Source organism: Gammaproteobacteria bacterium (genome assembly GCA_015709695.1).
Lineage (GTDB): Bacteria > Pseudomonadota > Gammaproteobacteria > Steroidobacterales.
Genome location: CP054183.1, coordinates 1,413,761 through 1,437,410, shown reverse-complemented (window position 1 = coordinate 1,437,410; position 23,650 = coordinate 1,413,761). Strand labels below are relative to the sequence as shown.

The window sequence follows — 23,650 nt, the reverse complement described above, 5'->3', positions numbered from 1 at the left end:
GGGTCTCAGCGCACGCGCATGCCGGCCTTCGCCCCGCTGTCGGGCGCGACCAGGAAGATGCCGTCGTCGTCGCCGGCCGCGAGCAGCATGCCCTCCGAGGTGCCGAAGCGCATCTTGCGCGGCTTCAGGTTCGCCACCAGCACTACCTGGCGTCCGACCAGCATCGCCGGATCGTAGGCGCGACGGATGCCGGCCAGCACCACCCGCTGCTCGCTGCCGATGTCGACGGTGACGCGCAGCAGGCTGTCGGCACCCTCGACGGTCTCGGCTGCGAGCACCGTGGCCACGCGCAGGTCGGCCTTGAGGAAGCTGTCGAGGTCGATGGTCATGGATTTCTCCTCCGGCTCGGCGGCTGCGGGCGCTGCCGCGGCAGGCGGCGCCTCCTTCGGCCTGGACGCGGCGATCAGGTTCGCCACCGCGGCCGGATCCACCCGCGTGACCAGCGGCTCGTACTGGCCGATGACGTGGTCGAGCAGCGGCTGCGCATGCTGCGCCCACTCGAGCGGCCCGGCACCGAGGAAGGCCTCGGCGCGCTGCGCGATGGCCGGCAGCACCGGCTTGAGGTAGAGCATCAGCAGGCGGAACAGGTTGATACCATCGGTGCACACCGCCTGCACCTCGGCGACGCGCGCCGGATCCTTCGCCAGTGCCCAGGGCTTGCGCTCGTCGATGTACTGGTTGGCGCGATCGGCGAGCGCCATGATCTCGCGCAGCGCCCGGCCGAATTCGCGTGCCTCGTAGTGCCGGGCGATGAGCGGGGCGGCCGCCGAGAATTCGCGGAACAGCGCGGCATTGCCCAGCGCGGGCGCCAGCCGGCCCCCGGCCAGCCGGCCGATGAAGCCGGCGCAACGGCTGGCGATGTTGGCGAACTTGCCCACCAGGTCCGCGTTGACGCGGGCCGCGAAGTCCTCGAGGTTGAGGTCGATGTCGTCGGTGCCCGGCCCGAGCTTGCAGGCGTAGTAGTAGCGCAGGTACTCCGGCGACAGGTGATCGAGGTAGGTCGCGGCCGGGATGAAGGTGCCGCGCGACTTCGACATCTTCTGGCCGTTGACGGTGAGGAAGCCGTGCACGAAGACCCCGCTCGGCTTGCGGTAGCCGCTGCCCTCGAGGACCGCAGGCCAGAACAGGGTGTGGAAGTAGGCGATGTCCTTGCCGATGAAATGGAACAGCTCGGTCCGGCTGTCCTCGGACCAGAATTCATCAAAATCAATGGGTTCTGGTGAATTCTTGCGCTTCTCGCACAGGTCGAGGAAGCTCGCCATGTAGCCCACGGGCGCATCGAGCCACACATAGAAGTACTTGTCCCCGGTGCCGGGGATGCGGAAGCCGAAGTAGGGCGCGTCGCGCGAGATGTCCCAGTCCCTGAGGCCGGCGGCGAACCACTCCTCGAGCTTGCGCGCCACGCTGGCATCGAGGTGGCCGCCCGCCGTCCAGCGGCGCAGCGAGTCCTCGAAGCGGCCGAGGCTGAAGAACAGGTGCTCGGAATCGCGCTGCACCGGCGCCGTGCCGGTCACCGCCGAACGCGCGTCGATGAGGTCGGTGGGCGAGTAGGTGGCGCCACAGGCTTCGCAGCTGTCGCCGTACTGGTCCTTCGCGCCGCATACCGGGCAGGTGCCGCGGATGAAGCGGTCGGGCAGGAACATCTTCGCCTCGGCATCGTAGGCCTGGCGGATGCTGCGCCAGGTCAGCAGGCCGCGCTCGCGCAGGCGCGCGTAGATGCCTTCGACCAGGCGGCGGTTCTCCTCCGAGTGCGTGCTGTGGTAGTTGTCGAACTCGATGTGGAAGCGCGCGAAATCCCGCAGGTGCTCGGCACGGAAGCGCGCCACCAGTTCCTCCGGCGCCATGCCGAGTTCCTGCGCCTTGAGCATGATCGGCGTGCCGTGGGCATCGCTGGCGCAGACGTAGAGGCAGTGGTTGCCGACGAGCTTCTGGAAGCGCACCCAGATGTCGGTCTGGATGTACTCCACCAGGTGCCCCATGTGGATGGAGTTGTTGGCGTAGGGCAGGGCGCTGGTGACCAGGATCTTTCTGGGGACGGTGGGCATCGGCGGGCTGGTGTCCGGCGGCTCGCGGCCAGGGGGCGCCTATGCTAGCAGCGATGCCCGGCAGCGTGTAGGCGCGGGGCCGCGACTGCGGCGTCAGCTGGTGAAGTCCTTCACGTCCTCGAACTTCTTCTTGTCGAGCGATGCTTCGTAGGCGGCGCGGCCGGTGACCTGGCCGCGGTCGAAGAGCTCCCTCAGCGAGCTGTCCATGGTCTTCATGCCGGCGGCACGCCCGCCCTGCATGGCATTTTCCAGCTGGTCGAGCTTGCCCTGGCGGATGAGGTTGGCCACCGCCGGCGTGTTCACCATGATCTCGAGCGCCGCAACCAGCCCCGGCTCGCCCTTGCGCGGCACCAGCTGCTGCGAGATCACGCCGCGCAGCGAGGTGGAGAGCATGGTGCGCACGTGCGACTGCTTGTCGGTCGGGAAGGAGTTGACGATGCGGTCCACGGTCTGGGCGGCGCCATTGGTGTGCAGCGTGCCCATGATGAGGATGCCCATCTCCGCGGCGGTCACCGCGATGCTGATGGTCTCGAGGTCGCGCATTTCGCCGACCAGGATGACGTCGGGGTCCTCGCGCAGCGCCGAGTTCAGCGCGTCGGCGAAACTCGGCGTGTGCTGGCCCACCTCGCGCTGGCTGATCAGGCATTTCTTGCGCTGGTGGACGAACTCGATGGGGTCCTCGATGGTGAGGATGTGCCCGGTCTCGCGGTTGTTGATCTCGTCGATGATGGCTGCCAGCGTCGTCGACTTGCCCGAGCCGGTCTTGCCCGTCACCAGGATCATGCCCTGCGGCTGGCGGGCGAGCGTGCTCAGCACCGGCGGCAGGTCGAGGTCCTTCAGCGTCTTCGCCTGGGACGGGATGGAGCGGAACACGGCGCCCATGCCGCCGAGGTGGCGGAAGACGTTGACGCGGAAGCGCGCCACGCCGTCCACCGCATAGGCGAAGTCGGTGGAATCACGCCTGGCGAAATCGGCGCGGGCCGCGGCCGACATGATCTGCAGCAGCACCTCCTCGGTGCGCGCCGCGGTCAGCAGCTCGCTGGCGAGCGGCTGCAGCTCGCCGTACAGGCGCATGCGCGCCGGCTCGCCGGCGACGAAATGCAGGTCCGAGCCGCGCTTGCCGACGACGTCCCTGAGATAGGCGTCGATGGCGTTGGCCGCCGCACGCGGTGTCGATGTGGTGTCAGCCTGCGACATCGGCCTTCGGCAGCATGGTGGTGTCGGTGACGAAGCGGGTGAACAGCCCCTTGTCGGCCGCGTAGCGGAAGGCGTCGTCGGGGTCGAGTTCCTTGCGCTGGATGGCGTCGAGCAGCGCCTGGTCCATGAGCTGCATGCCCTGGTCGCGGCCCATCTGCAGCTGCGTGGGGATCTGGTGCGTCTGGTCGGTCATGATGAGCTTGGCGATGGCGCGGTTCATCACCATGATCTCGGCGATGGCGCGCCGCGCGCGGTTGTCCGGGGTCTTGACCAGCACCTGGCTGATGACGGCCAGCAGGCTCTGCGAGAGGAAGCTCTTGGTCTGCTCGCGCATCTCGCCGGGCAGCGCGTCGATGACACGGTCGATGGTCTTCACCGCGCCGGTGGTGTGCAGCGTGCCCAGCACCAGGTGACCGGTCTCCGCGGCGGTCATGGCCATGGAGATGGTCTCGGCGTCGCGCATCTCGCCGACGAGGATCACATCGGGGTCCTGGCGCAGGGCGGCGCGGATGCCCTCGGCGAAGCTCGGCAGGTGCGAGCCGAGCTCGCGCTGCACCACCTGCGAGCGTTTGCTGCGATGGACGAACTCGATCGGGTCCTCGAGGCTGATGATGTTCAGGTTCTGCGTGCTGTTGAGGTGGTCGATCATCGCTGCCAGCGTCGTCGACTTGCCGGTACCGGTCGAGCCGGTGACCAGGATCATGCCCTGGTGGTAGTCGCAGAGCTTCTGGATGATCTTCGGCAGCTGCAGCTTCTCGAGCTTGGGAATGTCGCCGGGGATGAAGCGGAAGGTGGCGCCGACGCCGGTTTCCTTGCGGAAGACGTTGACGCGGAAGCGCCCGCCATCCTCGGAGACGTAGGAGAAATCGACGTCGCGGCCGGAGCCGAAGCGCTCCTTCTGGCCCGGGGTGAGGATCTCGCTGACGTAGCTCTCCAGCTCCGCGGCGCCGAGGTCGCGGAACTTGATGGGCATGAGGTCGCCATGCAGGCGCAGCATGGGCGGCACGCCGACGGCGAGGTGCACGTCGGAGCAGCCCTGGGCCAGGCCGAGCTTGAGGAAGGCGTCGATGCGTGGCACGGCAGGACCCCTGCTCAGCCGGCCTGCACGGCCAGGCGCAGCTCGTCCATGGATTCGTAGCGCTTCATCTTGTCCACTTCCATGGCCTTGCGCACCACCGCGGCCAGCGCCGCCGGGATCCCGGGGTTGATCTCCTCGCAGGGCTTGCAGCGGCCCTGCACGTGCTGGTACATGACCGACATGTGATCGCCCTTGGAGTAGGGCGGCACGCCGGCCAGCATCTCGTACATGATCACGCCGAGGCTGTAGATGTCGGCCCGGTGGTCGACCTTCTTGCCGAGGATCTGCTCCGGCGCCATGTACTTGGGTGAACCGATGACGTAGCCCGTCTTGGTGAGCTGGGTGTCGGCATGGGAGGCCACGGCAGCGACACCGAAGTCGACGATCTTCAGCAGGCCCTCGTCGTTGATGAGGATGTTGGCGGGCTTCAGGTCGCGATGCACGATGCCGACCTGGTGTGCCACCGACATGCCGGTGGCGATGTCGATGGCCCAGCCCCGGCTCTTCTCGAAGGGCAGCGGTTTCTTGCCGTTGATCTCCGCCCCGAGGGTATGCGACGGGAAGTACTCCATGGAAATGGCGTAGTTCCCCCCGAGGTTGAGGAAATCGTAGATGCGGATCACGTTGTTGTGCGTGATCTTGCGTGAGTAGCGCAGCTCGTGGACGAAGCGCTTCATCATCTCCTCGTCCTGGCTGACGTTCGGATTGAGGAACTTGAGGATGAGCCGCTCGTCCACCACCGTGTCCTCCACCAGGACCACGGTGCCGAAGGCGCCCTTGCCGATCTTCTGGATGTAGCGGTAGCGGCCCTCGATCATGTCGCCCTGGTTGAGCAGGCTGACGTCGAGCTTCTGGCCGGACTCGGCCTCGCGCACGATGCGCTCCACCTCGGCCGGTTCCACCAGCAGCGTGCGGTTGGGCGAGGCGTTGCGTTCCTGCTTCTCGGCCGCCTCGACCGCGGTGGCGGAGAAGCGGTTGTCCAGCCTGACGACGGCCTCGGCGGCAGCCTTGGCGATGGTCTCGTCGGCGCCGGCCATGAAGGGCTGCAGCCGGGCCTTCACGGTGCTGGCGTTCTGGTGGTCGGCGAGGCGGGCGACGGCCGCCACCGCCTCGAGGCGGATGGCCTTGTCGGCGTGGTCGAGCAGCGGCATCAGCGTCGGCATGATCTTCGAGTCGCCCAGCCGGCCGAGCGCCCGCACCGCCGCCGGCGCCGAGCGCACGTCGCCGCCGAGCATCTTCACCAGGGCCGGCACGGCCTTGACGCTGCCGATCTCGGCGAGGGCATCGGCGGCGCGCTCGCGCACCCACCAGTCCTTGTCCTGCGTCGCCGCCATCAGGTGTTCCACCGCGCGCTGGTCGCGGGTCTGGTTGAGGATCTCGATGGCGGCGCGGCGGATGTTCTCGTCGGGATCCCGCACCAGCTGCAGGACCGCGTCCATGACCTTCGGCCCGCCGATCTTCGCCAGCGCATCGGAGGCGCGCGAGCGCACCCACCAGTCCTGGTCCTCGAGCGCCGCCAGCAGGTACTTGAGCGTGGCGACCTCGGCGATGCCGTTGAGCACCTCGACCGCGGCGCGGCGCGCGTCCTCGGATTCGTCGCGCAGCACCTCCACCAGGTGCTTCATGGTGTCCGGGTGGCGGGCCTTGACCACCAGGTCGATGGCCTTGCTGCGGGCTTCGAGGTCCGGGTCGCGAAGGATCATGCACAGCAGCGCCAGGTTGCGCTCGCCCGGCATGTTCTCGACGGCGAGCAGCGCCGCCTTGCGCACCGCCTTGTTCTTGTCCTTCAGCTGCTCCTCGAGGGCCTTCGCCACCTCGGGCGTGTTGAAGCGCGCGAGCACCTCGATGATATGTACCCGCACCGAGGGGTCCTTGCCCTCGAGGCGGTTGAGCAGGTCGGGCACCATGTCGGCGGTGGCCACCTCGGCGATGATCCTGAACACGGCCGCCTTCTCGCGCGGCTCGAGGTCGTAGGCGCGGCGCAGCAGCTCGCGGGCGTTGAGCCGCTGTCGGGTGGCGCGCAGCACGTCGATCAGGGCCGAGACGGAGAGGTCATCGCGGCCGAGGTAGGCGAGCAGCCCGTTGGGATCGTAGTCGCCGGCGGCGGCCAGTGCCGCGGCGGTTCCCGAAACGCAGCGCGCATTGCCCTGCGCCAGGCCGGCGATGACTTCCTTGAGCGTGCGGTCGTTGACCTGCGATGCCAGGGTCTGCACCAGCGCCGGCACCTGCTCCTTCTCGGCCGTGGCGAAGGCCTCGATGAGCTTGGGGATGGCGGTGGCGCCGATCCTGCGCAGGCTCTCCAGCGCCTTGCGCGCCTCCGGTGCCTGCATGTCGCGCTCGGCCAGCAGCTGGGCGATCGAGCGCTCCGCCTTCAATGTGCTGATGAACTTCATTGCCCCGGGGGAACGTCCCTTGCCACGCACACGACAACCACGCGGCCGCGCACCGCCACGGGTTATGTCAACGAGGATACGCCGGGCCGAGCCGCGCCTGCCGCATTATGCCACAGGGCTGCTGGTCTCCCGATCCCCGGCCGTACCTTGGCCCTTGCCGGGGCGCACCCGCGCCGTTGCGCTACAATGTCGCCGGTCGAGCCTGCCTCATACTGTTAACAACGTCACGAATCATGCCTGACCTGCCTGTCCACGCCATCGAGCGGGCCATCGCGGCCCTTCCCGTCCCCCTGCTCGGCGCCGATCTGGAGGCCCTGGGTGGCCGGGCCGAGGTGGTGGCAGCCGGAGCCGACGCCGTTTCCGTCCGGGTCACCCTCGGCTTCCCGGTGGCGGGCCTGCGTGACGAGCTGCAGGGCGCCATCGAGGCGGCGGTGCGCAAGGCCGGCGCCGTTTCACGGGTGTCGGTCGGCATCGAGGCGGCCATCGTCGCCCATGCGCCGCAGGGTACGCTCAGCCCGCTGCCCAACGTGCGCAACGTCATTGCCGTGGCCTCCGGCAAGGGCGGCGTGGGCAAGTCGACCACCGCCGTGAACCTCGCCCTGGCGCTGGCGGCCGAGGGTGCGAGAGTCGGCATCCTCGATGCCGACGTGCATGGACCGAGCCAGCCGCTGATGCTGGGGCTCTCGGGGCAGAAGCCCGAAAGCCGGGATGGCAAGACCTTCGAGCCGCTGGTGGCGCATGGCCTGGAGGCGATCTCCATCGGCTTCCTCGTCGACCAGGCGACGCCCGTGATCTGGCGTGGCCCCATGGTCACCCAGGCGATTTCGCAGCTGGCATTCCAGACCCGCTGGCATGACCTCGACTACCTGCTGGTGGACCTGCCGCCGGGCACCGGCGATGCGCAGCTCACGCTGAGCCAGAAGGTGCCGCTGGCCGGCGTCCTCATCGTCACCACGCCCCAGCAGGTGGCCACCCAGGTGGCACTGCGCGGCCTGCGGATGTTCGAGAAGGTGGGTGCGCCGATACTGGGCATCGTCGAGAACATGAGCAGCTTCGTCTGCCCGGGCTGCGGTCACGAGGAGTCGCTGTTCGGGGAGGGCGGCGGCGAGCAGCTCGCGGCCGCCTGCGGCGTGCCGCTGCTCGGCAAGCTGCCGCTCAACGGCGCCATCCGCGCGCAGACGGATGCGGGACGGCCGCCGCTGGTGGCGGAGCCGCAGGGGCCCGTCGCGCGGCGCTACCGGGAGATTGCGCTGCGCATGGCCGCCGAGCTGGCCCGCCGTCCGTTGCCGCGCACGTACAAGTTCTTCAAGAACGCCACGCGGGACGAGCAGTGAGCATCAAGTCAGATCGCTGGATCCGCCGCATGGCGGAGGGACGCGGCATGATCGAGCCCTTCGAGGCCGGCCAGGTCCGCGAGCACGCCGGTCGGCGCGTGATCTCCTACGGCACCTCGAGCTACGGCTACGACGTCCGCTGTGGCCGCCACTTCAAGATCTTCACCAACATCAACTCCACCATCGTCGATCCCAAGGCGTTCGATCCCTCGAGCTTCGTCGACATGGAGGGCGATGTCTGCATCATCCCGCCGAACTCCTTCGCGCTCGCGGCGACGGTGGAGTACTTCCGCATCCCGCGCAACGTGCTCACCGTCTGCCTAGGCAAGTCGACCTATGCCCGCTGCGGCATCATCGTCAACGTCACGCCGCTGGAGCCGGAGTGGGAGGGCCACGTGACGCTGGAGTTCTCCAACACCACGCCGCTGCCGGCGCGTATCTACGCCAACGAGGGTGTCGCGCAGATGATCTTCTTCGAGTCGGACGAGGTCTGCGAGACCTCCTACAGGGATCGCGGCGGAAAGTACCAGGGACAGCGCGGCGTCACCCTGCCGCGTACCTGAGGCCCGGCGCCTCAGTCCGCCTCGTCGACGATCTCCGGGCCACTGGCCGGTCGCCCGTCACGCCAGACGATGCCGTCGCGGCAGGCCACCCGGCCTTCCGCCAGCCACTGGATGGCCTGCGGGTACAGCCGATGCTCGCCGCGTTGCACGCGCTGGCGCAGCGATTCCACGGTATCCCCGGGACGGATCCGTATGCGGTACTGGAGGATGGCCGGCCCGGCATCGAGCTCGGGTATCACGAAGTGCACGGTTGCGCCGTGCCAGGCATCACCGGCCTCGAGTGTGCGACGGTAGGTATCCAGGCCGGGGTACAGCGGCAGCAGCGAGGGGTGCACGTTGAGCATGCGGTCGCGGTAATGGTCGACCACCGCGTCCGGCAGGATGCGCATGAAGCCGGCCAGCACCACCAGTTGCGGATCCAGGCGCTGGAGTTCCTCCAGCAGTCTGGCACCAAAGGCCTCGCGGCCACCGCAGGCCCTGTAGTCCACGGTGATGGCCGGGATGCCAGCCTGGCGCGCACGCTCCAGCGCCAGGACACCGGGGCGGTCGCTGATCACGCCGACGACACGCGCGTCAAGTGTGCCGGCGCGGGTGGCGTCGAGGATGGCCTGCAGGTTCGAGCCACTGCCTGAGACGAGCACCGCGAGGCGCAGCATCGGGCGCCGGGTGCTGCTCATGGATCGATGCGCACCCGGCCCGTACCCGCTTCGATGCGGCCGATGATCTGCACGGTCTCGCCCGCCTCGCGCAGCAGCGCCATGGCACGCTCGGCCTGTGCGCGCGCCAGGACCACGGTCATGCCGATGCCGCAGTTGAAGGTGCGCAGCATCTCCTCGTCGGCGACCCGGCCGGTCTTCTGCAGCCAGTCGAACACCGCCGGGCGGCGCCAGGCCGAGGCCTGGAGGCGGGCATCGACCCCGGCTGGCAGCACGCGGCAGAGATTGCCGGGCAGGCCGCCACCGGTGATGTGGGCCATGCCTTTGACCTCGCAGGCACCGATGAGGCCCAGCAAGCTGCGCACGTAGAGGCGGGTGGGTGTCAGCAGGTGCAGTGCCAGGCTGGCGCTGCCTTCCCAGGGACGCCCCGCGGCAGCCGGATCGAGGGCGAGGATGCGGCGGATCAGCGAGTAGCCGTTGGAGTGGGGGCCCGAGGAGGCAAGGCCCAGCACCACGTCGCCGGGAACGATGCGGCTGCCGTCGATGATGCGGTCGCGGTTGACGATGCCCACCGCGAAGCCGGCGAGGTCGATGTCGCCGGGGGCGTACATGCCCGGCATCTCCGCGGTCTCGCCACCGAGCAGGGCGCAGCCGCTCTGCTCGCATCCGGCGGCAATGCCGCCGATCACGGCCTCGGCCTGGTCGAGCGAGAGCTGGCCGGTGGCGTAGTAATCGAGGAAGAACAGCGGCTCGGCGCCCTGCACCACGACGTCGTTGACGCACATGGCCACCAGGTCGATGCCGATGCTGTCGAGCCTGCCGAGATCGAGGGCCAGGCGCAGCTTGGTGCCCACGCCGTCGGTGCCAGCCACCAGCACCGGGCGGGGAAAGCGGGCGGTGTCGATCTCGAACAGGCCACCGAAGCCGCCGATGCCGCCCAGCAGGCCGGCCCGTGCGGTGCGGCGCGCCAGCGGCTTGATGCGCTCGACCAGTGCATCACCCGCATCGATATCGACGCCGGCGTCCTTGTAGGTCAGGGATGGATCGGGACTCATGGGGTTCCTGTGACTGCGCGATCCCCGGCCGGGGTCGCAGGGCGTGGCTGCCGGGCGTGTCTATAATAGAGCAGGCATGGGAGCGGGCGCATGATCCACATTTCCGGGGACCAGGCAAGGACTGCGCTGCTGCTCCTGCTGCTGGTGATGGCCGGCCTGCCTGGCGGTGCAGGCGCCGCGCAGGTCGCCGACCTGTATGCGGCGTCGGTTCCCGCCAGTGAAGCGGCGACGTCGGGCAACGCCGCGGCCTTCACCGCGGCACTGCGCCAGGTGCTGGTGAAGGTTTCCGGGCGGCAGGCTGCTGCCGAACCGGCGGTGCTGGCAGCCTTCGCCGATCCCGCGGCGCTGGTCCAGCAGTATCGCCGCGATCCGGCCGGCGCCTACTGGGTGCAGTTCGACCCGGCCGCGATTCGCCGTGGCCTTGCGGCCGCGGGGCTGCCAGCCTGGAGCGGGGACCGGCCGGCTACCCTCGTCTGGCTCGCCTACGACAATGGCGCCGGCGAGCGCGACATCGTTGCCGGCAGCGACGAGGCAGGTGTGGCGGGCACGCTCCGCCAGCAGCTGCTGGACGCCGCGGCCGCCCGTGGCATCCCGCTGCTGCTGCCACTGCGAGACTCGCAGGAACTCGCGGAGCTGGGCGCCGCCGATGTCTGGGGCGAGTTCACCGAGCCGATCCGCCGCGCCTCGGCGCGTTACCAGGCCGACGTCATCCTGGTGGGACGCGCCAGGCTGTTTCCGCCGGGTCTTCCCGATGTGCGCTGGACGCTGCTCGATGGCGCGGAGCGCGCCGACTGGCGCGGCAGCGTCGCCGACGGTCCGGGCGGGCTGGCGGAGCGGCTGGCGAGCCGGGCCGCTGCGGCACCGGAGGGCCCGGGCCGCATCGGGCTCGCCGTGAGCGGCCTGCGGGATTTCACGCAGTACGGTGGGCTGCTCGGCTACCTGGCTGGCCTGGAGGGCGTGCAATCGGTGGGCATCACGGGCATCCGCGGCGACGTCCTGCGACTCGACCTGCAGCTGCGTGCCGGCCGCGAAGCATTCGCGCGGCAGCTCGCCATGCGGCGCATCCTCGAACCCGAGACGGCGGCCGGCCAGGGAGATGGCACGCTGTACTACCGGCTGGTGGGCCAGCCCTAGGCCAGGGTTGTGCGGCGCATGCTGAGGCCGTCGGACATCCCGAACCTGATCTGCGTCCTGCGCATGCTGCTGGTGCCGCCCATCGTCGTGGCGCTGCTGGCCGATCGCATCGGCCTCGCCCTCGTGCTGGTGGCCATCGCCGGCCTGTCCGACGGCATAGACGGTTTTCTCGCCAAGCACTGTCACTGGCAGAGCCGCCTGGGCGGGCTGCTCGATCCGCTGGCCGACAAGCTGCTGCTGGTGTCGCTGTTCGTCACCCTCGCGCTGCAGGAGCAGATTCCCGCCTGGCTGGCGGTGCTGGTCGTCAGCCGCGACCTGGTCATCGTCACCGGCGGCGTGCTGTACAACGTGCTGGTCGGTCCGCTGCAGCCGGAGCCCTCCGGCGCCAGCAAGCTCAACACGCTCGCCCAGCTGGTGTTCATCCTCGCGGTGCTGGTGCAGCGTGCCATGGGCTGGGCGCTGGACAGCCTGGTGACGGTGGCTGGCGCCGCCGTGCTCGTGACCTGCGTGGTCAGCGGCCTGAACTACGTGATCCGCTGGAGCCGCAAGGCGCTGGCGCCGCGCGCCTCCTGACCGCGGCACACCGGTGCAGGACATGCGGCAACTGGCGCTCGACATCCGGCTGGCGGACCATGCGGTGTTCGACAGCTTCCATCCCGGCGGCAATGCGCTGGCCGTCGCCACCCTGCGCGGCATGGCGGCTGGCGAAGGCCCGCCCGCGGCCTGGATCTGGGGTCCGGCGGAAGCCGGCAAGAGCCACCTGCTGCAGGCCGCGGTGGCCAGGGCCCATGCGGGCGGCCTGCCGACGGCCTACCTGCCTCTCGGCGAACTCCTGCAGATGCCCGCCAGCGTGCTCGACGGCATGGGTACCTTGCGCCTGGCCGCGCTCGACGACATCGCCGCGGTGGCCGGCAACCCGTCCTGGGAGATGGCCTTGCTGCGGCTGTACGAGCAGCTGATGGCGGAAGGTGGCCGGCTGCTGGTGGCTGCCGGCGCGCCACCGTCGGCGAGCGGCATCGGCTTGCCCGATCTGCGCTCGCGGTTCTCGGCGGGGGCGGTGTTCCGCCTCGAGCCGCTCGACGAGGCGGGCTGCCGGCAGGCCCTGCAGCGGCGCGCCGAGTGGCGGGGCTTCAGCCTGCCGGACGAGACGGCCGACTACCTGCTGGCGCGGGTCGGGCGCGGCACCGGCAGCCTGTTCCAGTTGCTCGACCGGCTGGATCGCGCGGCGCTGGCAGCGCAGCGGCGCCTGACCATCCCCTTCGTGCGCACGGTCCTCGGTGGCGGTGACTGACCCCTCAGCGGCGGCGGATGGAATCCAGCGCGGCGAGGAAGATGCCGACCGTCAGCAGCGAGAAGCCGATCGCGCGCGTGCGCCCGGCCGGGTTGGTGAGGATTTCCATCACGCCGTAGCTGAAGTAGGCGAGCATGACGCTGGCCGTGGCCACGGCCCAGGTTCTCGACGGCCGCCAGGCTGCCATCAGCAGCACGCCCAGCGGCAGGGCGGCGAGGGCGGTGGCCGGCTGCGGCGGCAGGGCGATCATCAGGCCGAGCAGCAGCAGCCCGGCCAGCGCCGCGCGACGCGAGAGCGCGGCGCTCACCGCGGCCGGGCACCAGCCAGGCGCGAGGCCACCTCGGCGACGCGGCGGCCGAGGTGCGTGGCGATGCGTGCTTCCTCCTCGCTCAGGGTGGTCTGCGCGGCCTCGGGCGCCAGGTGCGAGGCGCCGTACGGGCCGCCACCCGCCCGCGTGGCCGACACCGCGCCTTCGGTGTAGGGCACGCCGACCAGCAGCATGCCGTGGTGCAGGAGCGGCAGCGCCATGGACAGCAGCGTGGATTCCTGGCCGCCGTGCATCGAGCTGCCCGAGGTGAAGACGCCGGCGGGCCTGCCGCTCAGCGTGCCGTTTAGCCATTCGGTGCCGGTGCCGTCGAGGAAGTGCTTGAGTGGCGCTGCCATGCCGCCGAACCGCGTCGGGCTGCCGAGGATCAGGCCCGCGCAATCGCCGAGGTCGCGCAGCGTGGCGTAGGGCGGGCCGCTGGCCGGGACTGCGGCCAGCCTGTCGGCGGTCTGCGCCGTCACCGGCGGCACGGTGCGCAGGCGCGCCGCCACCCCGGGCACGCTGTTGACGCCACGGGCGACCTGGCTCGCCAGCGCCGCGACCGAACCATGGCGCGAGTAGTACAGGACCAGCACTTCGATGTTCATGGCGGGCTATTCTAGCGGCCCCGTCACGGCAGGACAGGACGAGGCATGAGCATGGACGAGAAGGCGGTGCGGTTCATCGTCGCCGGCAAGGTGCAGGGCGTGTTCTTCCGTGCCAGCACCGCACGCGAGGCCGCGCGCCTCGGCCTGCGCGGCCATGCCATCAACCTGGCAGACGGGCGCGTGGAAGTGCTGGCGGTGGGTGGGGCCGCGGCCATCGATGAACTCGGGCGCTGGCTGCAACGCGGTCCGCCGGCGGCTCGGGTAGACAGGGTGGAGCACGAGCCGGTGGCTGATCCGCAGGTCGGCGATGGCTTCCGGACGGGCTGAGAGCCCCTACTGCTGGAACCACCGCCGGCTGAGCCGGTCGAGCACCTTCTGCGGGTAGTCGGGGCGGCCGAGGCTGCCGTTGTAGCGCGCCAGCGCGCGGTTCCAGTCGCCCTTCTCCATGTCGTAGTAGTACCGGAGGATGGTGCAGCCCATGAGCAGGTTGTCGGCGACGTCCACCAGGCGCCGGTGGCCGAGTTCCTTGCGCCAGAAGGGCATGACCTGCATGAGGCCCTGGGCGCCGGCCGAGGAGATCGCGTAGGGGTTGAAGGCGCTTTCGACGTCGATCACCGCGAGCACCATCTCGGGCGGCAATCTGGCGCGGCTCGCCTCGCGGTGCGCCGCCTTGAGGATCTCGACGCGCAGGGCGGGGTCGGCGACCTGGTTGCCGAGCCGGCTGGCCATGTCGGTGAGCCAGACCTGGGCGTCGTAGCGGTCCTCGAAGCTGTCGGCCTGCTCGAGGACGGCGCGCACCCGGGCACGCAGCTCGGGCGTCGGCACCTGGCCGGCCACGGCCGTGCCGCTGGCCAGCAGCAATGCCAGCGCCGCCCAGCGGCGCCAGCTGCCACGCTCAGCCGGGCGTGCCGGCTGCCAGCAGTCGCTGCAGGAATCCGCAGGCATCATGCAAGGCCACCTTCTCCTCGGTTCCGCCGCGACGCTGGCGGTACTCGACCATGCCTTCCTTCAGGCCGCGCTCGCCCAGCACCAGGCGGTGCGGCACGCCGAGGAGATCCGCCTCGGCAAACTTCACTCCGGGCCTGGCGTCGCGGTCGTCGAGCAGCACCTCCAGGCCGGCCTGCTGCAACTCTAGGTACAGCGCTTGTGCCGCGGCTGTGACGGCCTCGGAGTTTTTCGGGTTGAGCACCAGCAGGGTGACATCGAACGGGCTCATCGGCGCCGGCCAGATGATGCCCCCGGCGTCGTGGTTCTGCTCGATGGCGGCAGCGACGATGCGCGAGACGCCGATGCCATAGCAGCCCATGGTCATGACGCGCTCCCTGCCGTCCTGGTCCAGCACCACGGCGTTCATCGCCTGGCTGTACTTGTCGCCGAGCTGGAAGATGTGGCCCACCTCGATGCCGCGGGCGATGGCGAGCACACCGCCGCCGCCCGGGCTCGGATCCCCGGCGACGACATTGCGCAGGTCCGCCACGGCCGGTTCCGGCGCGTCGCGGCCCCAGTTGACGCCGCTCTGGTGGAAGCCCTCGCGATTGCCGCCGGCGACGAAGTCGGCCAGTGCCGCGGCCGCATGGTCGGCGATGACGGGAATGGTGAGGCCGACCGGGCCGATGAAGCCGGTCGGTGCCCCGGTGAGCGCCAGCACGCGCTCCGGGGCGGCCAGCGTCAGCGGCTTCGCCAGCTGCGGCAGGCGCTCGGCCTTGATGGTGTTGAGGATGTGGTCGCCGCGCAGGGCGAGGGCGACGATGCCGCCGTCGCTGCCATCCACCAGCAGCAGCTTCAGGCAGCGTGCGGCTGGCACGCCGAGGAAGGCGCTGACTTCCTCGATGCTGCGCATCCCGGGCGTGGCGACCTCGGCCAGCGTGGCCGCCGGTGCCGGGCGTGGTCCCGCGGGCGGCAGCGCCGGGGCGGCCTCGACGTTGGCGGCGTAGCGGTCGCCATCGCAGTAGGCGATGGCATCCTCGCCGGAATCGGCCAGCACGTGGAACTCCTGCGAGCGCGAACCGCCGATCTCGCCGGAGTCGGCCTCCACGGTGCGGAAGCGCAACCCCAGGCGCGTGAAGATGCGCGCATAGGCGGCGGCCATGGTCTGGTAGGTCTGCTCCAGCGACGCCTGGTCCATGTGGAAGGAGTAGGCGTCCTTCATGATGAACTCGCGGGCGCGCATCAGGCCGAAGCGCGGCCGGATTTCGTCGCGGAACTTGGTCTGGATCTGGTAGTAGTTCACCGGCAGCTGGCGGTAGCTGCGCAGCTCGCGCCGGGCGAGGTCGGTGATGATCTCCTCGTGGGTCGGGCCGAAGCAGTAGTCGCGCTCCTGGCGGTCGCGGATGCGCAGCAGCAGGTCGCCGTAGCGGTCCCAGCGGCCGGTTTCCTGCCAGAGCTCCGCCGGCTGCACCGCCGGCATCAGCACCTCGAGGGCGCCGGCGCGGTCCATCTCCTCGCGCACCACCTGCTCCACCCGGCGCAGCACCCGCAGCCCCAGCGGCATCCAGGTGAAGATGCCCGAGGTCAGCCGGCGGATCAGCCCGGCGCGCAGCAGCAACTGGTGGCTGACGACCTCCGCCTCGGCAGGGGTTTCCTTCAGGGTGGTCCACGGCAGCTGGCTGAGTCGCATTCCGGTCGGTCCCTGCAGGCTGGAAAAAATCCGCGCCATTCTAGCGGCATCAGGCTGGCAAGTCGCTCGGCGCGGCCATCCCCGCGCAGCGGGAACCATGGCAGAATCCGCCGCATGGGCGACCCCTTGCTCGACGATCCTGCCGGGACGGCACCGCGGCCGCGGCGCCGTGGCATCTACGTGCTGCCGAACCTGCTGACGACCGGCAGCCTGTTCGCCGGCTTCTACGGCATCATCGCCAGCATCGATGGCCGCTACGAGCCGGCGGCCATCGCCGTCATCGTCGCCGGCGTGCTCGATGGCCTGGATGGCCGCCTGGCGCGCCTGACCCACACCGAATCGGAGTTCGGCCAGCAGTACGACAGCCTCTCCGACATGGTGTCCTTCGGCCTGGCGCCGGCCGTCATCGTCTACCAGTGGGGCCTGGTCCGCCTCGCCGACTACGGCTGGATCTGGGCCAAGCTGGGCTGGCTGGCGGCGTTCATCTATGCGGTGGCGGGCGCGCTGCGCCTGGCGCGGTTCAACGTGCGCATAGGCAGCACGGACCGGCGTTTCTTCGAGGGCCTGCCCAGCCCATCGGCGGCCGGCCTGATGATGAGCATGGTGTGGCTGGGCACCAAACTCGGCTGGACCGGTGTCTACGCGCTGGCCCTGGCCTTCGTCGTCTCGTCCATGGCGGGGCTGCTCATGGTGTCGCCGTTCCCTTATTACAGCTTCAAGGAGATCCACGCGCGCGGACGCATCTCCTTCACCTATGTGTTCGTCGTGCCGCTGGTGTTCGTGCTCATCGCCATGGACCCGCCCACGGTGCTGTTCGGCATCGGGGTGATCTACGCCCTGTCCGGCCCGCTGCTCGCGCTGTGGCGCCTGCGCCGCCGCCATGCGCGGCTGCCGCGGCAGGAACGCCAGACGGAACGGTGAGCCGGTGAGCGCGCGTCCGGCCCGCACGGCCCGCCAGCAGGAGGTGCTGCGCGCGCTCGGCATCGAGGTCTGGCAGCGGCGGGAGCCCGCGCCGGACACCGCGGACCGTCGGCTGACGGATGCCGAGCCACCCGACTGGGCTGCGTTGCGCGCCGCCGTGCGCGACTGCCGCCGCTGCGAGCTGCATCGGAGCCGCACGCAGACCGTCTTCGGTGTCGGCGACGAGTCGGCCGCCTGGATGATCGTCGGCGAAGCACCGGGTGCGGAGGAGGACCGCCAGGGCGAGCCCTTCGTCGGCCCGGCCGGCCAGCTGCTCAACGAAATGCTGCGCGCCGCGGGTGCCAGCCGCGAACAGGTCTTCATCGCCAACATCCTCAAGTGCCGTCCGCCGGACAACCGCGACCCGCAACCAGGGGAGGTCGCGGCCTGCGCCGACCACCTGGCTGCGCAGATCCGGCTGGTGGCTCCGCGGCTGATCCTCGCGGTGGGGCGCATCGCCGCGCAGAACCTGCTGGGCCAGGACCTGCCGGTCGGCCGGCTTCGCGGGCGCGTCCACCGCTGGGGCCCGGCCGGCATCCCGCTGGTGGTGACCTACCATCCGGCCTACCTGCTGCGCTCGCCGATGGAGAAGCGCAAGGCCTGGGATGACCTGCGCCTGGCGCTTTCCGTGGCGCTGCCCGTCAAGCCATGATCGCCAATCCCAGCGCGCTGGCACCGGTCATCCGCGAGATGCGCCAGGCGGATGTGCCGCGGATCGCCGCCATCGAACGCGAGGCCTACGAGTTTCCCTGGAGCCCGGGCATCTTCCGCGACTGCCTGCTCGCCGGCTACACCAGCCTGGTGATGGAGCACCGGGGGGAGGTCAGGGCGTACGCCATCATGTCGGTGGCCGCGGGCGAGGCACACCTGCTGAACCTCTGCGTCGCCGTGTCGGGCCGCCGCGAGGGCCATGGCCGGCGCCTGCTGGAGGCGATCCTGGAGCGGGCGCGGCTCGCCGGCGCCGAGCGCATCCACCTGGAGGTGCGGCCGTCGAACGATGCCGCCATCGCCCTCTATGTGCAGAACGGCTTCGAGCGCATCGGTGTGCGGCGGCGCTACTACCGCGCCAGTTCCGGCAGCGAGGATGCCGTGCTGCTGGCCCGCGCGCTCGAGCGCCGGCCGCGACGCCCCTGATGCGCCGCGTACCGCTCTGGCGGCAGCCGCCCGTGCTCGGCTGGGCCCTGTACGACTGGGCCAATTCGGCCTTTGCCCTCAGCGTCATGACCAGCTTCGTGCCGGTGCTGATGGCCGGCTACTGGAACGACGGCGCGCCGTCCAGCGTCGGCACCTTCCGTCTCGGCATGGCCAATGGCATCTCCAGCCTGCTGGTGGCGCTGGCGACACCGCTGCTCGGTGCGCTGGCCGACCGCAGCGGCCGGCGCAAGGCCTGGCTGTTGTGGATCACGGCGCTGGGCTGCGCCATGACCGGGGCGCTGTACTTCCTCGCCGCCGGCATGTGGCTGGCCGCGGCGCTGCTCTACGTGGGCGCCTCCGCCGCCTTTGCCGCCAGCAACTCGCTCTATGATTCCCTGCTGGTGGATGTCACCCTGCCCGGGGATTACGACCGGGTTTCCGCCTACGGCTACGCCCTCGGTTACCTCGGCAGCGCGCTGCTGTTCACGCTCAACGTCGTCATGGTGGCGCGGCCCGCGGCCTTCGGCCTGGCCTCGGCCGACGACGCCATCCGCCTGGCCTTCCTGCTGGTGGCCCTGTGGTGGCTGCTGTTCTCGCTGCCGCTGGCGGCCTGGGTGCGCGATGACCCGGCGCGCGAGGGCGGCCCCGGGGCGCTGGTGGCCGGCTTCCGCCAGCTTGCCGCCACCGGCGCGAGCCTGCTGCGGCAGCCAGCGCTGCGGCGCTTCCTGCTCGCCTACTGGCTGTACATCGATGCCGTGTACACCATCATCAAGATGGCCGTGGACTATGGCCTGGCCATCGGCCTCTCGCGCCAGGCACTGATCCAGGCCATCCTGCTGACGAACTTCGTGGCTTTCCCGGCGGCGCTGGGCTTCGGCGCGTTCGCCGCGGTGATCGGCGCGCGCGCCGGCATCTACCTCGGGCTGGCGGTGTACCTGGCGGCAACGGCGTCCGCCGGCTTCCTCAGCACCGAACCGCAGTTCTATGTGCTGGCGGTGGTGATCGGCCTGGTGCAGGGCGGGGTGCAGGGCCTCAGCCGTTCGTTTTTCGCGCGGCTGGTCCCGGCGGAGCAGGCAGCGGAGTACTTCGGCTTCTACAACATGCTCGGCAAGTTCGCCGCCATCATCGGGCCGATGCTCACCGGCATCGTCAGCCTCGTCACGGGCAGCCAGCGGCTGGGCATCGTTTCGCTGCTGCTGCTGTTCATCGCCGGCATCGTGCTGCTCATGCGCGTGCCGGACGAAAGCCGCGCAGCCGCTGCCTGAACTCGTGTTCGCCGGCGGCATCGGCGCTGCCGCCGTAGCGCAGGCGCAGGTAGAGCTCGGTCATGGCCTGCACGTCGGCTGCGAGGTCCGGCCGCGCGGCCGCGACCGCGGCGGCATAGTGCTGCGCCGTCTCGCCGGGGCGCGGCGGACGCACGCAGCCCTCGAGCCGGCGGCAGAGCCGGGCGTAGAGCCGGACCACGTGGTCGCGCTGGCGGCGGCCCTGGCGGTGCAGGGCGAATCCGAGCAGCAGCAGGCAGGCGGTGGAGGCCAGTCCGGCGAGGAGCGCCAGCTGCATCGTCCGCGGCACATCGAAGCCCAGCGCGAGCAGCAGGTCGTCCTGCGTCTCCGGCCCGAAGGCCAGCACCCAGCGGTCCCAGGCTGCATTCGCCGCATCCCAGGAGAGCACCATGCGATTGACGAAGGGGCTGGAGCGCCACAGGCGGCCGGATGCGATGCCGGCCCGCGCCATGGTTTCCTCGATGCCGTTTTCGATGCGCTCGGGGGCCACGGCAGCGGTCGGGTCGATGCGGTGCCAGGCACCGTCCATCCACACCTCCACCCAGGCATGGGCGTTGGCCTGGCGCACGATCCAGTAATCGCCGAAGGGATTGCGGTCGCCACCCTGGTAGCCCGCGATGACGCGCGCCGGGATGCCGGCAGCCCGGGCCAGCACGGCCAGCGCTGAGGCGTAGTGCTCGCAGAAGCCGGTGCGGGTCTCGAACAGGAAGTCATCCACCGCCTCCTGCCCGAGCCTCGGCGGAGTGAGCGAGTAACGGAAGCCGTCGTTGCGGAACAGGGCGAGGGCGCGACGCATGAAGTCGCCGTCGCCGGCGGCATCCGCGCGCAGCTGCCGAGCCAGGGCCAGCGTTCGCGGGTTGCGCCCGGGCGGCAGCCGCAGGTTGGCAGCCAGCATCTGCGGCGTGGCTGGCGTCGCGGCGATGCCGCTGGCGACGGAGCGGCCGTGGTAGGAGAGCCGTTCCCAGTAGGGCTCGGCGCTGAGCAGCTGCATGGCCGGGCTGAGGACGGCGCGGGGTGCCGACCACTGCAGCGGTGTTTCCAGCGCCAGCAGCCAGCGCTTGCCCTGCGGCTCGAGGACCAGCTGGTAGCCGTACTCGCGTCCGCCGCTGCCCGCCGGCGGTGCGACGCCCTGCACGCGACGCGGACCGGGCAACGCTGACCAGCCGCGGCCGTCGAAGCGCTCGAGCACCGGGCCGCGCCAGTACAGTGCGCCGGTGGCAGGCACCGCGCCCTCGAAGCGCACGCGGAAGGCCACCTCGTCGGAGAGCCCCAGGGCACTGATGTCGCCGGGCTGGATCTCCTCGGCGAGGCCGCTGCGCCCGGTGGCCTGCGGGTCCGGCATGGCCCAGAACGGCCCGGGGATGCGCGGGAACAGGACGAACAGCACGACGGCGAGCGGCAGGCCCTGCAGCAGCAGGCGGCCGGCGACCAGCACCGCCTGCGGCAGCGGCAGCAGCGGCCCGCGGCGCACGGTCTGCACCAGCGCGGTGCCGATGCCGAGGCAGCCGCCCGCCAGCCAGGCGGCGGACCAGATGGCCTGCTCGCGCAGGAACACGGCAAACAGCAGGAACAGGGCGATGAAGACCACGAGGATGCGGTCGCGCTCGTCGCGTGTTTCCAGCAGCTTCATGCCGCCCATCACCAGCAGCAGGGCCGAGCCGGCCTCCACGCCGGAGATGCTGTGGTAGGTCATGACCACGGCGAGGAAGGCGAGAACGGTCACCGGCACGCGCAGCCACAGCGACGGCAGGCGCCAGCCGCGCTCGGCGGCGACGATGCGCCAGCAGGCGATGCCGAGCACCAGCAGCGCCACCCATGGCTCCACCGCGAACAGATGTGGCGCGCCGCCGAAGACCAGCGCTGCGGCGGCCCAGGCCATCTGGCGCCGCTCCCGGGCCGTATCCGGCGGCATGGCGCTGAGGGCCCCCGTCACGGCACCGGCTCCACGGGTGCTTCCACCGTGGCCAGGGCTGCCAGGCAGCGATGCAGGTGGTCGCGACCGCAGGCGGGACCGAGCCGGGTGCCCGGCAGGCGCAGCCCCCAGGCCGAACCGGCTTCGTGGGCATCGATGACCAGGCGTGCCAGGCGGGCGGCGCGCAGGTCGGCATCCCCCGGCACGCAGTCCCAGTCGAGCCACAGGCTGTCCTCGGCGCGGCCGCCGCGGTATTCCTGGACCAGCAGCTCGTCGGCACGGGCGTAATGACGCCAGGCCACCCGGCGGGGCGAGTCGCCCGGCTGGTAGCGGCGCAGGCCCGCGAAGTCGTCATCTCCCTGCACGCGCGGGCCCGGGTCCGCTGCCTCGCCGGCGGGTCGGCTGCCGGCGGGCACGCGGCTGGCGGGGCGCGGGTAGACCAGCGGCCGTGGCTCCATGTGCACCCAGGCCCAGGCGCGCATCAGGCCCAGCGGCGCGCGCGTGCTCAGGCGCAGCCCAGGCAGGGGCAGGGCGCCACGGCGCCGGGTGGCGAGCGGCAGGCACACGGTGCGCGCCTGCCGGGCCGCCAGCCCGCCGGGGATGTCGCTGCTGCCCGCCCAGTCGAGGACGATCTCCTCGCGCGCTTCGGCCGCCTCGTTGACCAGGGAAAAGCGCACCGACAGCGGATCGCCCGCGAACACCGGCTCGGCCCCCAGGTAGTGGATGCGCAGGCCGGCGAGGATGCGATGCGTGTGGTAGATGCTGGCGACGCCCGCGCCGGCCAGCAGGAAGGTCAGGGCGAACCCGAGGTTGTTGTTGTAGTTCATGGCGCCGGCGAGCATCGTCGCCAGCATCGCCGCGTACAGCAGGCCCGGCACCGTGGGCAGGATGTAGATGCGCGCCGATGCCAGCGTCAGTTGCGGCGGATCGCTGCCCTGGCGGCGCAGCGCCCAGCGCTGCAGGCGGCTTCGCCAGCGGTCGCGGAGGAGGCGCAGGGGCGAACGCATGCGCGTCTCGGGCAGCCTGCCGAGGATCAGCCCGGGGCGCTCAAGGGATGGCCACTTCGGCGAGCACCGCGTCCGCGGGGTTGCCGGTGGCGAAGCCTGCCTCGCCCCGCCGGCGCAGCCTGTGGCCCGCCACCGCGGCAAACACCGCCTGCACGTCTTCCGGATAGACGCCGCCGTGGCCGGCGATCATGGCCCAGCAGCGGGCTGCTGCCACCAGGTCGACCGCGGCCCGTGGCGAGAGGCCGAGATCGAACTGTGGCGCCTCGCGCGTGTAGCGGACCAGCGCCTGCACGTAGTCGAGCACGGCATCGGTGACCTGCACTGCGCGGGTGGCTTCGCGCAGCGTGGCGATCTCCTCCAGGCCCATCACCGGGCGCAGGCCGGCGATGAGGTGGCGGCGGTCCTCGCCCCGCAGCAGCTTGCGTTCCAGCGGCTCGGCGGGATAGCCCAGGCCGATGCGCAGCAGGAAGCGGTCGAGCTGGCTCTCGGGCAGCGGGAAGGTGCCGACCTGCTGCACCGGGTTCTGGGTGGCGATGACGAAGAAAGGCGAGGGCAGCGGGTGGCTGACCCCGTCGATGCTGACCTGCTGCTCCTCCATGGCCTCGAGCAGCGCGCTCTGTGCCTTGGGTGTGGCGCGGTTGACTTCGTCGGCGAGGATCACCTGGGCGAACAGCGGGCCCGGCTGGAAGACGAAGCGGCCGCTGCTGCGGTCGAAGACCGCGGCGCCGGTGATATCGGCCGGCAGCAGGTCGCTGGTGAACTGGATGCGGCGGAAGCTCAGGCCGAGGACCGCGGCGAGGCTGCGGGCGAGCAGCGTCTTGCCGACGCCGGGAACGTCTTCGATCAGCAGGTGGCCCTGGGCCAGCAGGCAGGTGATGGCGAGGCGGATCTCGTTCTGCTTGCCGAGGATGACCTGGCCAACCTCGCGGACGGCCTGCTCGGCGAGCCCGCGGGCCTGCCCGTGCCGCGAATCGATGGTCAGCGCCGAAACCCGTTCCGCCATGATGCTCCGCTCCGCGCGCGAGACGCGGACGCGCTCCCGATCATATCCGGGCATCTTGCCCGAGCACAGCGCCGGG

The 23,650-nt window shown here is 70.7% G+C and carries 23 protein-coding genes; 10 read left to right on the top strand and 13 right to left on the bottom strand.

Annotated elements, in window-relative coordinates; all coding sequences use genetic code 11:
- Positions 1–5: 5 nt before the first annotated feature.
- From metG to HRU81_06785, 4 genes are all read right to left on the bottom strand, one after another.
- A complete protein-coding gene (gene metG, locus HRU81_06800; GenBank protein QOJ31822.1) occupies positions 6–2,045 on the bottom strand; it encodes a methionine--tRNA ligase in 2,040 nt (679 codons plus the stop codon).
- Positions 2,046–2,138: 93 nt separating this feature from the next.
- Complete coding sequence (locus tag HRU81_06795; GenBank protein QOJ31821.1) at positions 2,139–3,242, bottom strand: type IV pilus twitching motility protein PilT; 1,104 nt, start codon at positions 3,240–3,242, stop codon at positions 2,139–2,141.
- On the bottom strand, positions 3,229–4,320 hold the full coding sequence (locus tag HRU81_06790; GenBank protein ID QOJ31820.1) for a PilT/PilU family type 4a pilus ATPase: 1,092 nt from the start codon (positions 4,318–4,320) through the stop codon (positions 3,229–3,231). Before HRU81_06790 ends, HRU81_06795 begins: the two co-directional genes overlap by 14 nt.
- 14 nt (positions 4,321–4,334) lie before the next feature.
- Positions 4,335–6,713, bottom strand: coding sequence for a HEAT repeat domain-containing protein (locus HRU81_06785; GenBank protein ID QOJ31819.1), 2,379 nt, complete (start codon positions 6,711–6,713; stop codon positions 4,335–4,337).
- A 233-nt stretch (positions 6,714–6,946) separates the two neighbouring features.
- Between HRU81_06785 and HRU81_06780 the strand changes: the two genes are divergently transcribed.
- Positions 6,947–8,047, top strand: coding sequence for an Mrp/NBP35 family ATP-binding protein (locus HRU81_06780; GenBank protein QOJ31818.1), 1,101 nt, complete (start codon positions 6,947–6,949; stop codon positions 8,045–8,047).
- Positions 8,044–8,610: a dCTP deaminase gene (locus HRU81_06775; GenBank protein ID QOJ31817.1), complete on the top strand. Its 567-nt coding sequence runs from the start codon at positions 8,044–8,046 to the stop codon at positions 8,608–8,610. Before HRU81_06780 ends, HRU81_06775 begins: the two co-directional genes overlap by 4 nt.
- An 11-nt stretch (positions 8,611–8,621) precedes the next feature.
- Here the strand turns inward: HRU81_06775 and HRU81_06770 are convergent, their stop codons facing one another.
- Positions 8,622–9,287, bottom strand: a complete 666-nt coding sequence (locus tag HRU81_06770) for a phosphoribosylglycinamide formyltransferase (protein ID QOJ31816.1) — start codon at positions 9,285–9,287, stop codon at positions 8,622–8,624.
- On the bottom strand, positions 9,284–10,321 hold the full coding sequence (locus HRU81_06765; protein ID QOJ31815.1) for a phosphoribosylformylglycinamidine cyclo-ligase: 1,038 nt from the start codon (positions 10,319–10,321) through the stop codon (positions 9,284–9,286). The genes HRU81_06770 and HRU81_06765 overlap by 4 nt, the downstream gene beginning before the upstream one ends.
- Before the next feature lie 90 nt (positions 10,322–10,411).
- Here HRU81_06765 and HRU81_06760 point away from each other — a divergent pair, with 90 nt between their 5' ends.
- The 3 genes from HRU81_06760 to hda are packed head-to-tail and all read left to right on the top strand — an operon-like array spanning position 10,412 to position 12,746.
- On the top strand, positions 10,412–11,455 hold the full coding sequence (locus tag HRU81_06760; protein ID QOJ31814.1) for a DUF2066 domain-containing protein: 1,044 nt from the start codon (positions 10,412–10,414) through the stop codon (positions 11,453–11,455).
- 21 nt (positions 11,456–11,476) lie between these two features.
- Complete coding sequence (locus tag HRU81_06755; GenBank protein ID QOJ33323.1) at positions 11,477–12,028, top strand: CDP-alcohol phosphatidyltransferase family protein; 552 nt, start codon at positions 11,477–11,479, stop codon at positions 12,026–12,028.
- Between the two features lie 31 nt (positions 12,029–12,059).
- Positions 12,060–12,746, top strand: coding sequence for a DnaA regulatory inactivator Hda (hda, locus tag HRU81_06750; GenBank protein QOJ33322.1), 687 nt, complete (start codon positions 12,060–12,062; stop codon positions 12,744–12,746).
- A 4-nt stretch (positions 12,747–12,750) separates the two neighbouring features.
- Here the strand turns inward: hda and HRU81_06745 are convergent, their stop codons facing one another.
- Together HRU81_06745 and wrbA are read right to left on the bottom strand one after the other, a co-directional pair.
- Positions 12,751–13,053 (bottom strand): DUF2069 domain-containing protein, encoded by a 303-nt coding sequence (locus HRU81_06745; GenBank protein ID QOJ31813.1) that lies wholly within the window; start codon positions 13,051–13,053, stop codon positions 12,751–12,753.
- Complete coding sequence (wrbA, locus tag HRU81_06740; GenBank protein QOJ31812.1) at positions 13,050–13,658, bottom strand: NAD(P)H:quinone oxidoreductase; 609 nt, start codon at positions 13,656–13,658, stop codon at positions 13,050–13,052. Before wrbA ends, HRU81_06745 begins: the two co-directional genes overlap by 4 nt.
- A gap of 51 nt (positions 13,659–13,709) precedes the next feature.
- Between wrbA and HRU81_06735 the strand changes: the two genes are divergently transcribed.
- Entirely contained in the window at positions 13,710–13,985 is a 276-nt protein-coding gene (locus tag HRU81_06735; protein QOJ33321.1) for an acylphosphatase, read from the top strand.
- A gap of 6 nt (positions 13,986–13,991) precedes the next feature.
- On the opposite strand, the gene HRU81_06730 is transcribed toward HRU81_06735, so the two are convergent.
- Both HRU81_06730 and HRU81_06725 read right to left on the bottom strand, forming a co-directional pair.
- On the bottom strand, positions 13,992–14,603 hold the full coding sequence (locus tag HRU81_06730; GenBank protein QOJ33320.1) for a lytic transglycosylase domain-containing protein: 612 nt from the start codon (positions 14,601–14,603) through the stop codon (positions 13,992–13,994).
- On the bottom strand, positions 14,554–16,275 hold the full coding sequence (locus tag HRU81_06725) for a proline--tRNA ligase (protein QOJ31811.1): 1,722 nt from the start codon (positions 16,273–16,275) through the stop codon (positions 14,554–14,556). The genes HRU81_06730 and HRU81_06725 overlap by 50 nt, the downstream gene beginning before the upstream one ends.
- Positions 16,276–16,389: 114 nt before the next feature.
- Between HRU81_06725 and HRU81_06720 the strand changes: the two genes are divergently transcribed.
- From HRU81_06720 to HRU81_06705, 4 genes are read left to right on the top strand one after another with little or no spacing between them, the layout of a single operon-like run.
- A complete protein-coding gene (locus HRU81_06720; protein QOJ31810.1) occupies positions 16,390–17,196 on the top strand; it encodes a phosphatidylcholine/phosphatidylserine synthase in 807 nt (268 codons plus the stop codon).
- The gene (locus HRU81_06715; protein ID QOJ31809.1) at positions 17,156–17,887 is read left to right on the top strand and encodes a uracil-DNA glycosylase; all 732 of its coding nucleotides are present in this window, start codon (positions 17,156–17,158) and stop codon (positions 17,885–17,887) included. Before HRU81_06720 ends, HRU81_06715 begins: the two co-directional genes overlap by 41 nt.
- Positions 17,884–18,369, top strand: a complete 486-nt coding sequence (rimI, locus tag HRU81_06710) for a ribosomal protein S18-alanine N-acetyltransferase (GenBank protein QOJ31808.1) — start codon at positions 17,884–17,886, stop codon at positions 18,367–18,369. Before HRU81_06715 ends, rimI begins: the two co-directional genes overlap by 4 nt.
- Positions 18,369–19,634: an MFS transporter gene (locus tag HRU81_06705; GenBank protein ID QOJ31807.1), complete on the top strand. Its 1,266-nt coding sequence runs from the start codon at positions 18,369–18,371 to the stop codon at positions 19,632–19,634. The genes rimI and HRU81_06705 overlap by 1 nt, the downstream gene beginning before the upstream one ends.
- On the opposite strand, the gene HRU81_06700 is transcribed toward HRU81_06705, so the two are convergent.
- Genes HRU81_06700 through HRU81_06690 form a run of 3 tightly spaced genes read right to left on the bottom strand, consistent with a single transcriptional unit; the run spans position 19,594 to position 23,574 of the window.
- The gene (locus tag HRU81_06700; GenBank protein QOJ31806.1) at positions 19,594–21,585 is read right to left on the bottom strand and encodes a DUF3488 domain-containing transglutaminase family protein; all 1,992 of its coding nucleotides are present in this window, start codon (positions 21,583–21,585) and stop codon (positions 19,594–19,596) included. The genes HRU81_06705 and HRU81_06700 overlap by 41 nt on opposite strands.
- Complete coding sequence (locus tag HRU81_06695) at positions 21,582–22,571, bottom strand: DUF58 domain-containing protein (GenBank protein ID QOJ31805.1); 990 nt, start codon at positions 22,569–22,571, stop codon at positions 21,582–21,584. The genes HRU81_06700 and HRU81_06695 overlap by 4 nt, the downstream gene beginning before the upstream one ends.
- A gap of 40 nt (positions 22,572–22,611) precedes the next feature.
- Positions 22,612–23,574: an AAA family ATPase gene (locus tag HRU81_06690; protein ID QOJ31804.1), complete on the bottom strand. Its 963-nt coding sequence runs from the start codon at positions 23,572–23,574 to the stop codon at positions 22,612–22,614.
- Positions 23,575–23,650: the final 76 nt, after the last annotated feature.

Bases quoted from the DNA above. Each gene is read 5' to 3' on its own strand.
- HRU81_06795 (QOJ31821.1), bottom strand. From the start codon at position 3,242: ATGTCGCAGGCTGACACCACATCGACACCGCGTGCGGCGGCCAACGCC.
- HRU81_06785 (QOJ31819.1), bottom strand. From the start codon at position 6,713: ATGAAGTTCATCAGCACATTGAAGGCGGAGCGCTCGATCGCCCAGCTG.
- HRU81_06730 (QOJ33320.1), bottom strand. From the start codon at position 14,603: ATGCCTGCGGATTCCTGCAGCGACTGCTGGCAGCCGGCACGCCCGGCT.
- HRU81_06735 (QOJ33321.1), top strand. From the start codon at position 13,710: ATGGACGAGAAGGCGGTGCGGTTCATCGTCGCCGGCAAGGTGCAGGGC.
- HRU81_06720 (QOJ31810.1), top strand. From the start codon at position 16,390: ATGGGCGACCCCTTGCTCGACGATCCTGCCGGGACGGCACCGCGGCCG.
- metG (QOJ31822.1), bottom strand. From the start codon at position 2,045: ATGCCCACCGTCCCCAGAAAGATCCTGGTCACCAGCGCCCTGCCCTAC.
- HRU81_06760 (QOJ31814.1), top strand. From the start codon at position 10,412: ATGATCCACATTTCCGGGGACCAGGCAAGGACTGCGCTGCTGCTCCTG.
- HRU81_06690 (QOJ31804.1), bottom strand. From the start codon at position 23,574: ATGGCGGAACGGGTTTCGGCGCTGACCATCGATTCGCGGCACGGGCAG.
- HRU81_06715 (QOJ31809.1), top strand. From the start codon at position 17,156: ATGCGCGGCTGCCGCGGCAGGAACGCCAGACGGAACGGTGAGCCGGTG.
- HRU81_06780 (QOJ31818.1), top strand. From the start codon at position 6,947: ATGCCTGACCTGCCTGTCCACGCCATCGAGCGGGCCATCGCGGCCCTT.
- HRU81_06770 (QOJ31816.1), bottom strand. From the start codon at position 9,287: ATGAGCAGCACCCGGCGCCCGATGCTGCGCCTCGCGGTGCTCGTCTCA.
- HRU81_06765 (QOJ31815.1), bottom strand. From the start codon at position 10,321: ATGAGTCCCGATCCATCCCTGACCTACAAGGACGCCGGCGTCGATATC.
- wrbA (QOJ31812.1), bottom strand. From the start codon at position 13,658: ATGAACATCGAAGTGCTGGTCCTGTACTACTCGCGCCATGGTTCGGTC.
- HRU81_06705 (QOJ31807.1), top strand. From the start codon at position 18,369: ATGCGCCGCGTACCGCTCTGGCGGCAGCCGCCCGTGCTCGGCTGGGCC.
- rimI (QOJ31808.1), top strand. From the start codon at position 17,884: ATGATCGCCAATCCCAGCGCGCTGGCACCGGTCATCCGCGAGATGCGC.
- HRU81_06695 (QOJ31805.1), bottom strand. From the start codon at position 22,571: ATGCGTTCGCCCCTGCGCCTCCTCCGCGACCGCTGGCGAAGCCGCCTG.
- HRU81_06725 (QOJ31811.1), bottom strand. From the start codon at position 16,275: ATGCGACTCAGCCAGCTGCCGTGGACCACCCTGAAGGAAACCCCTGCC.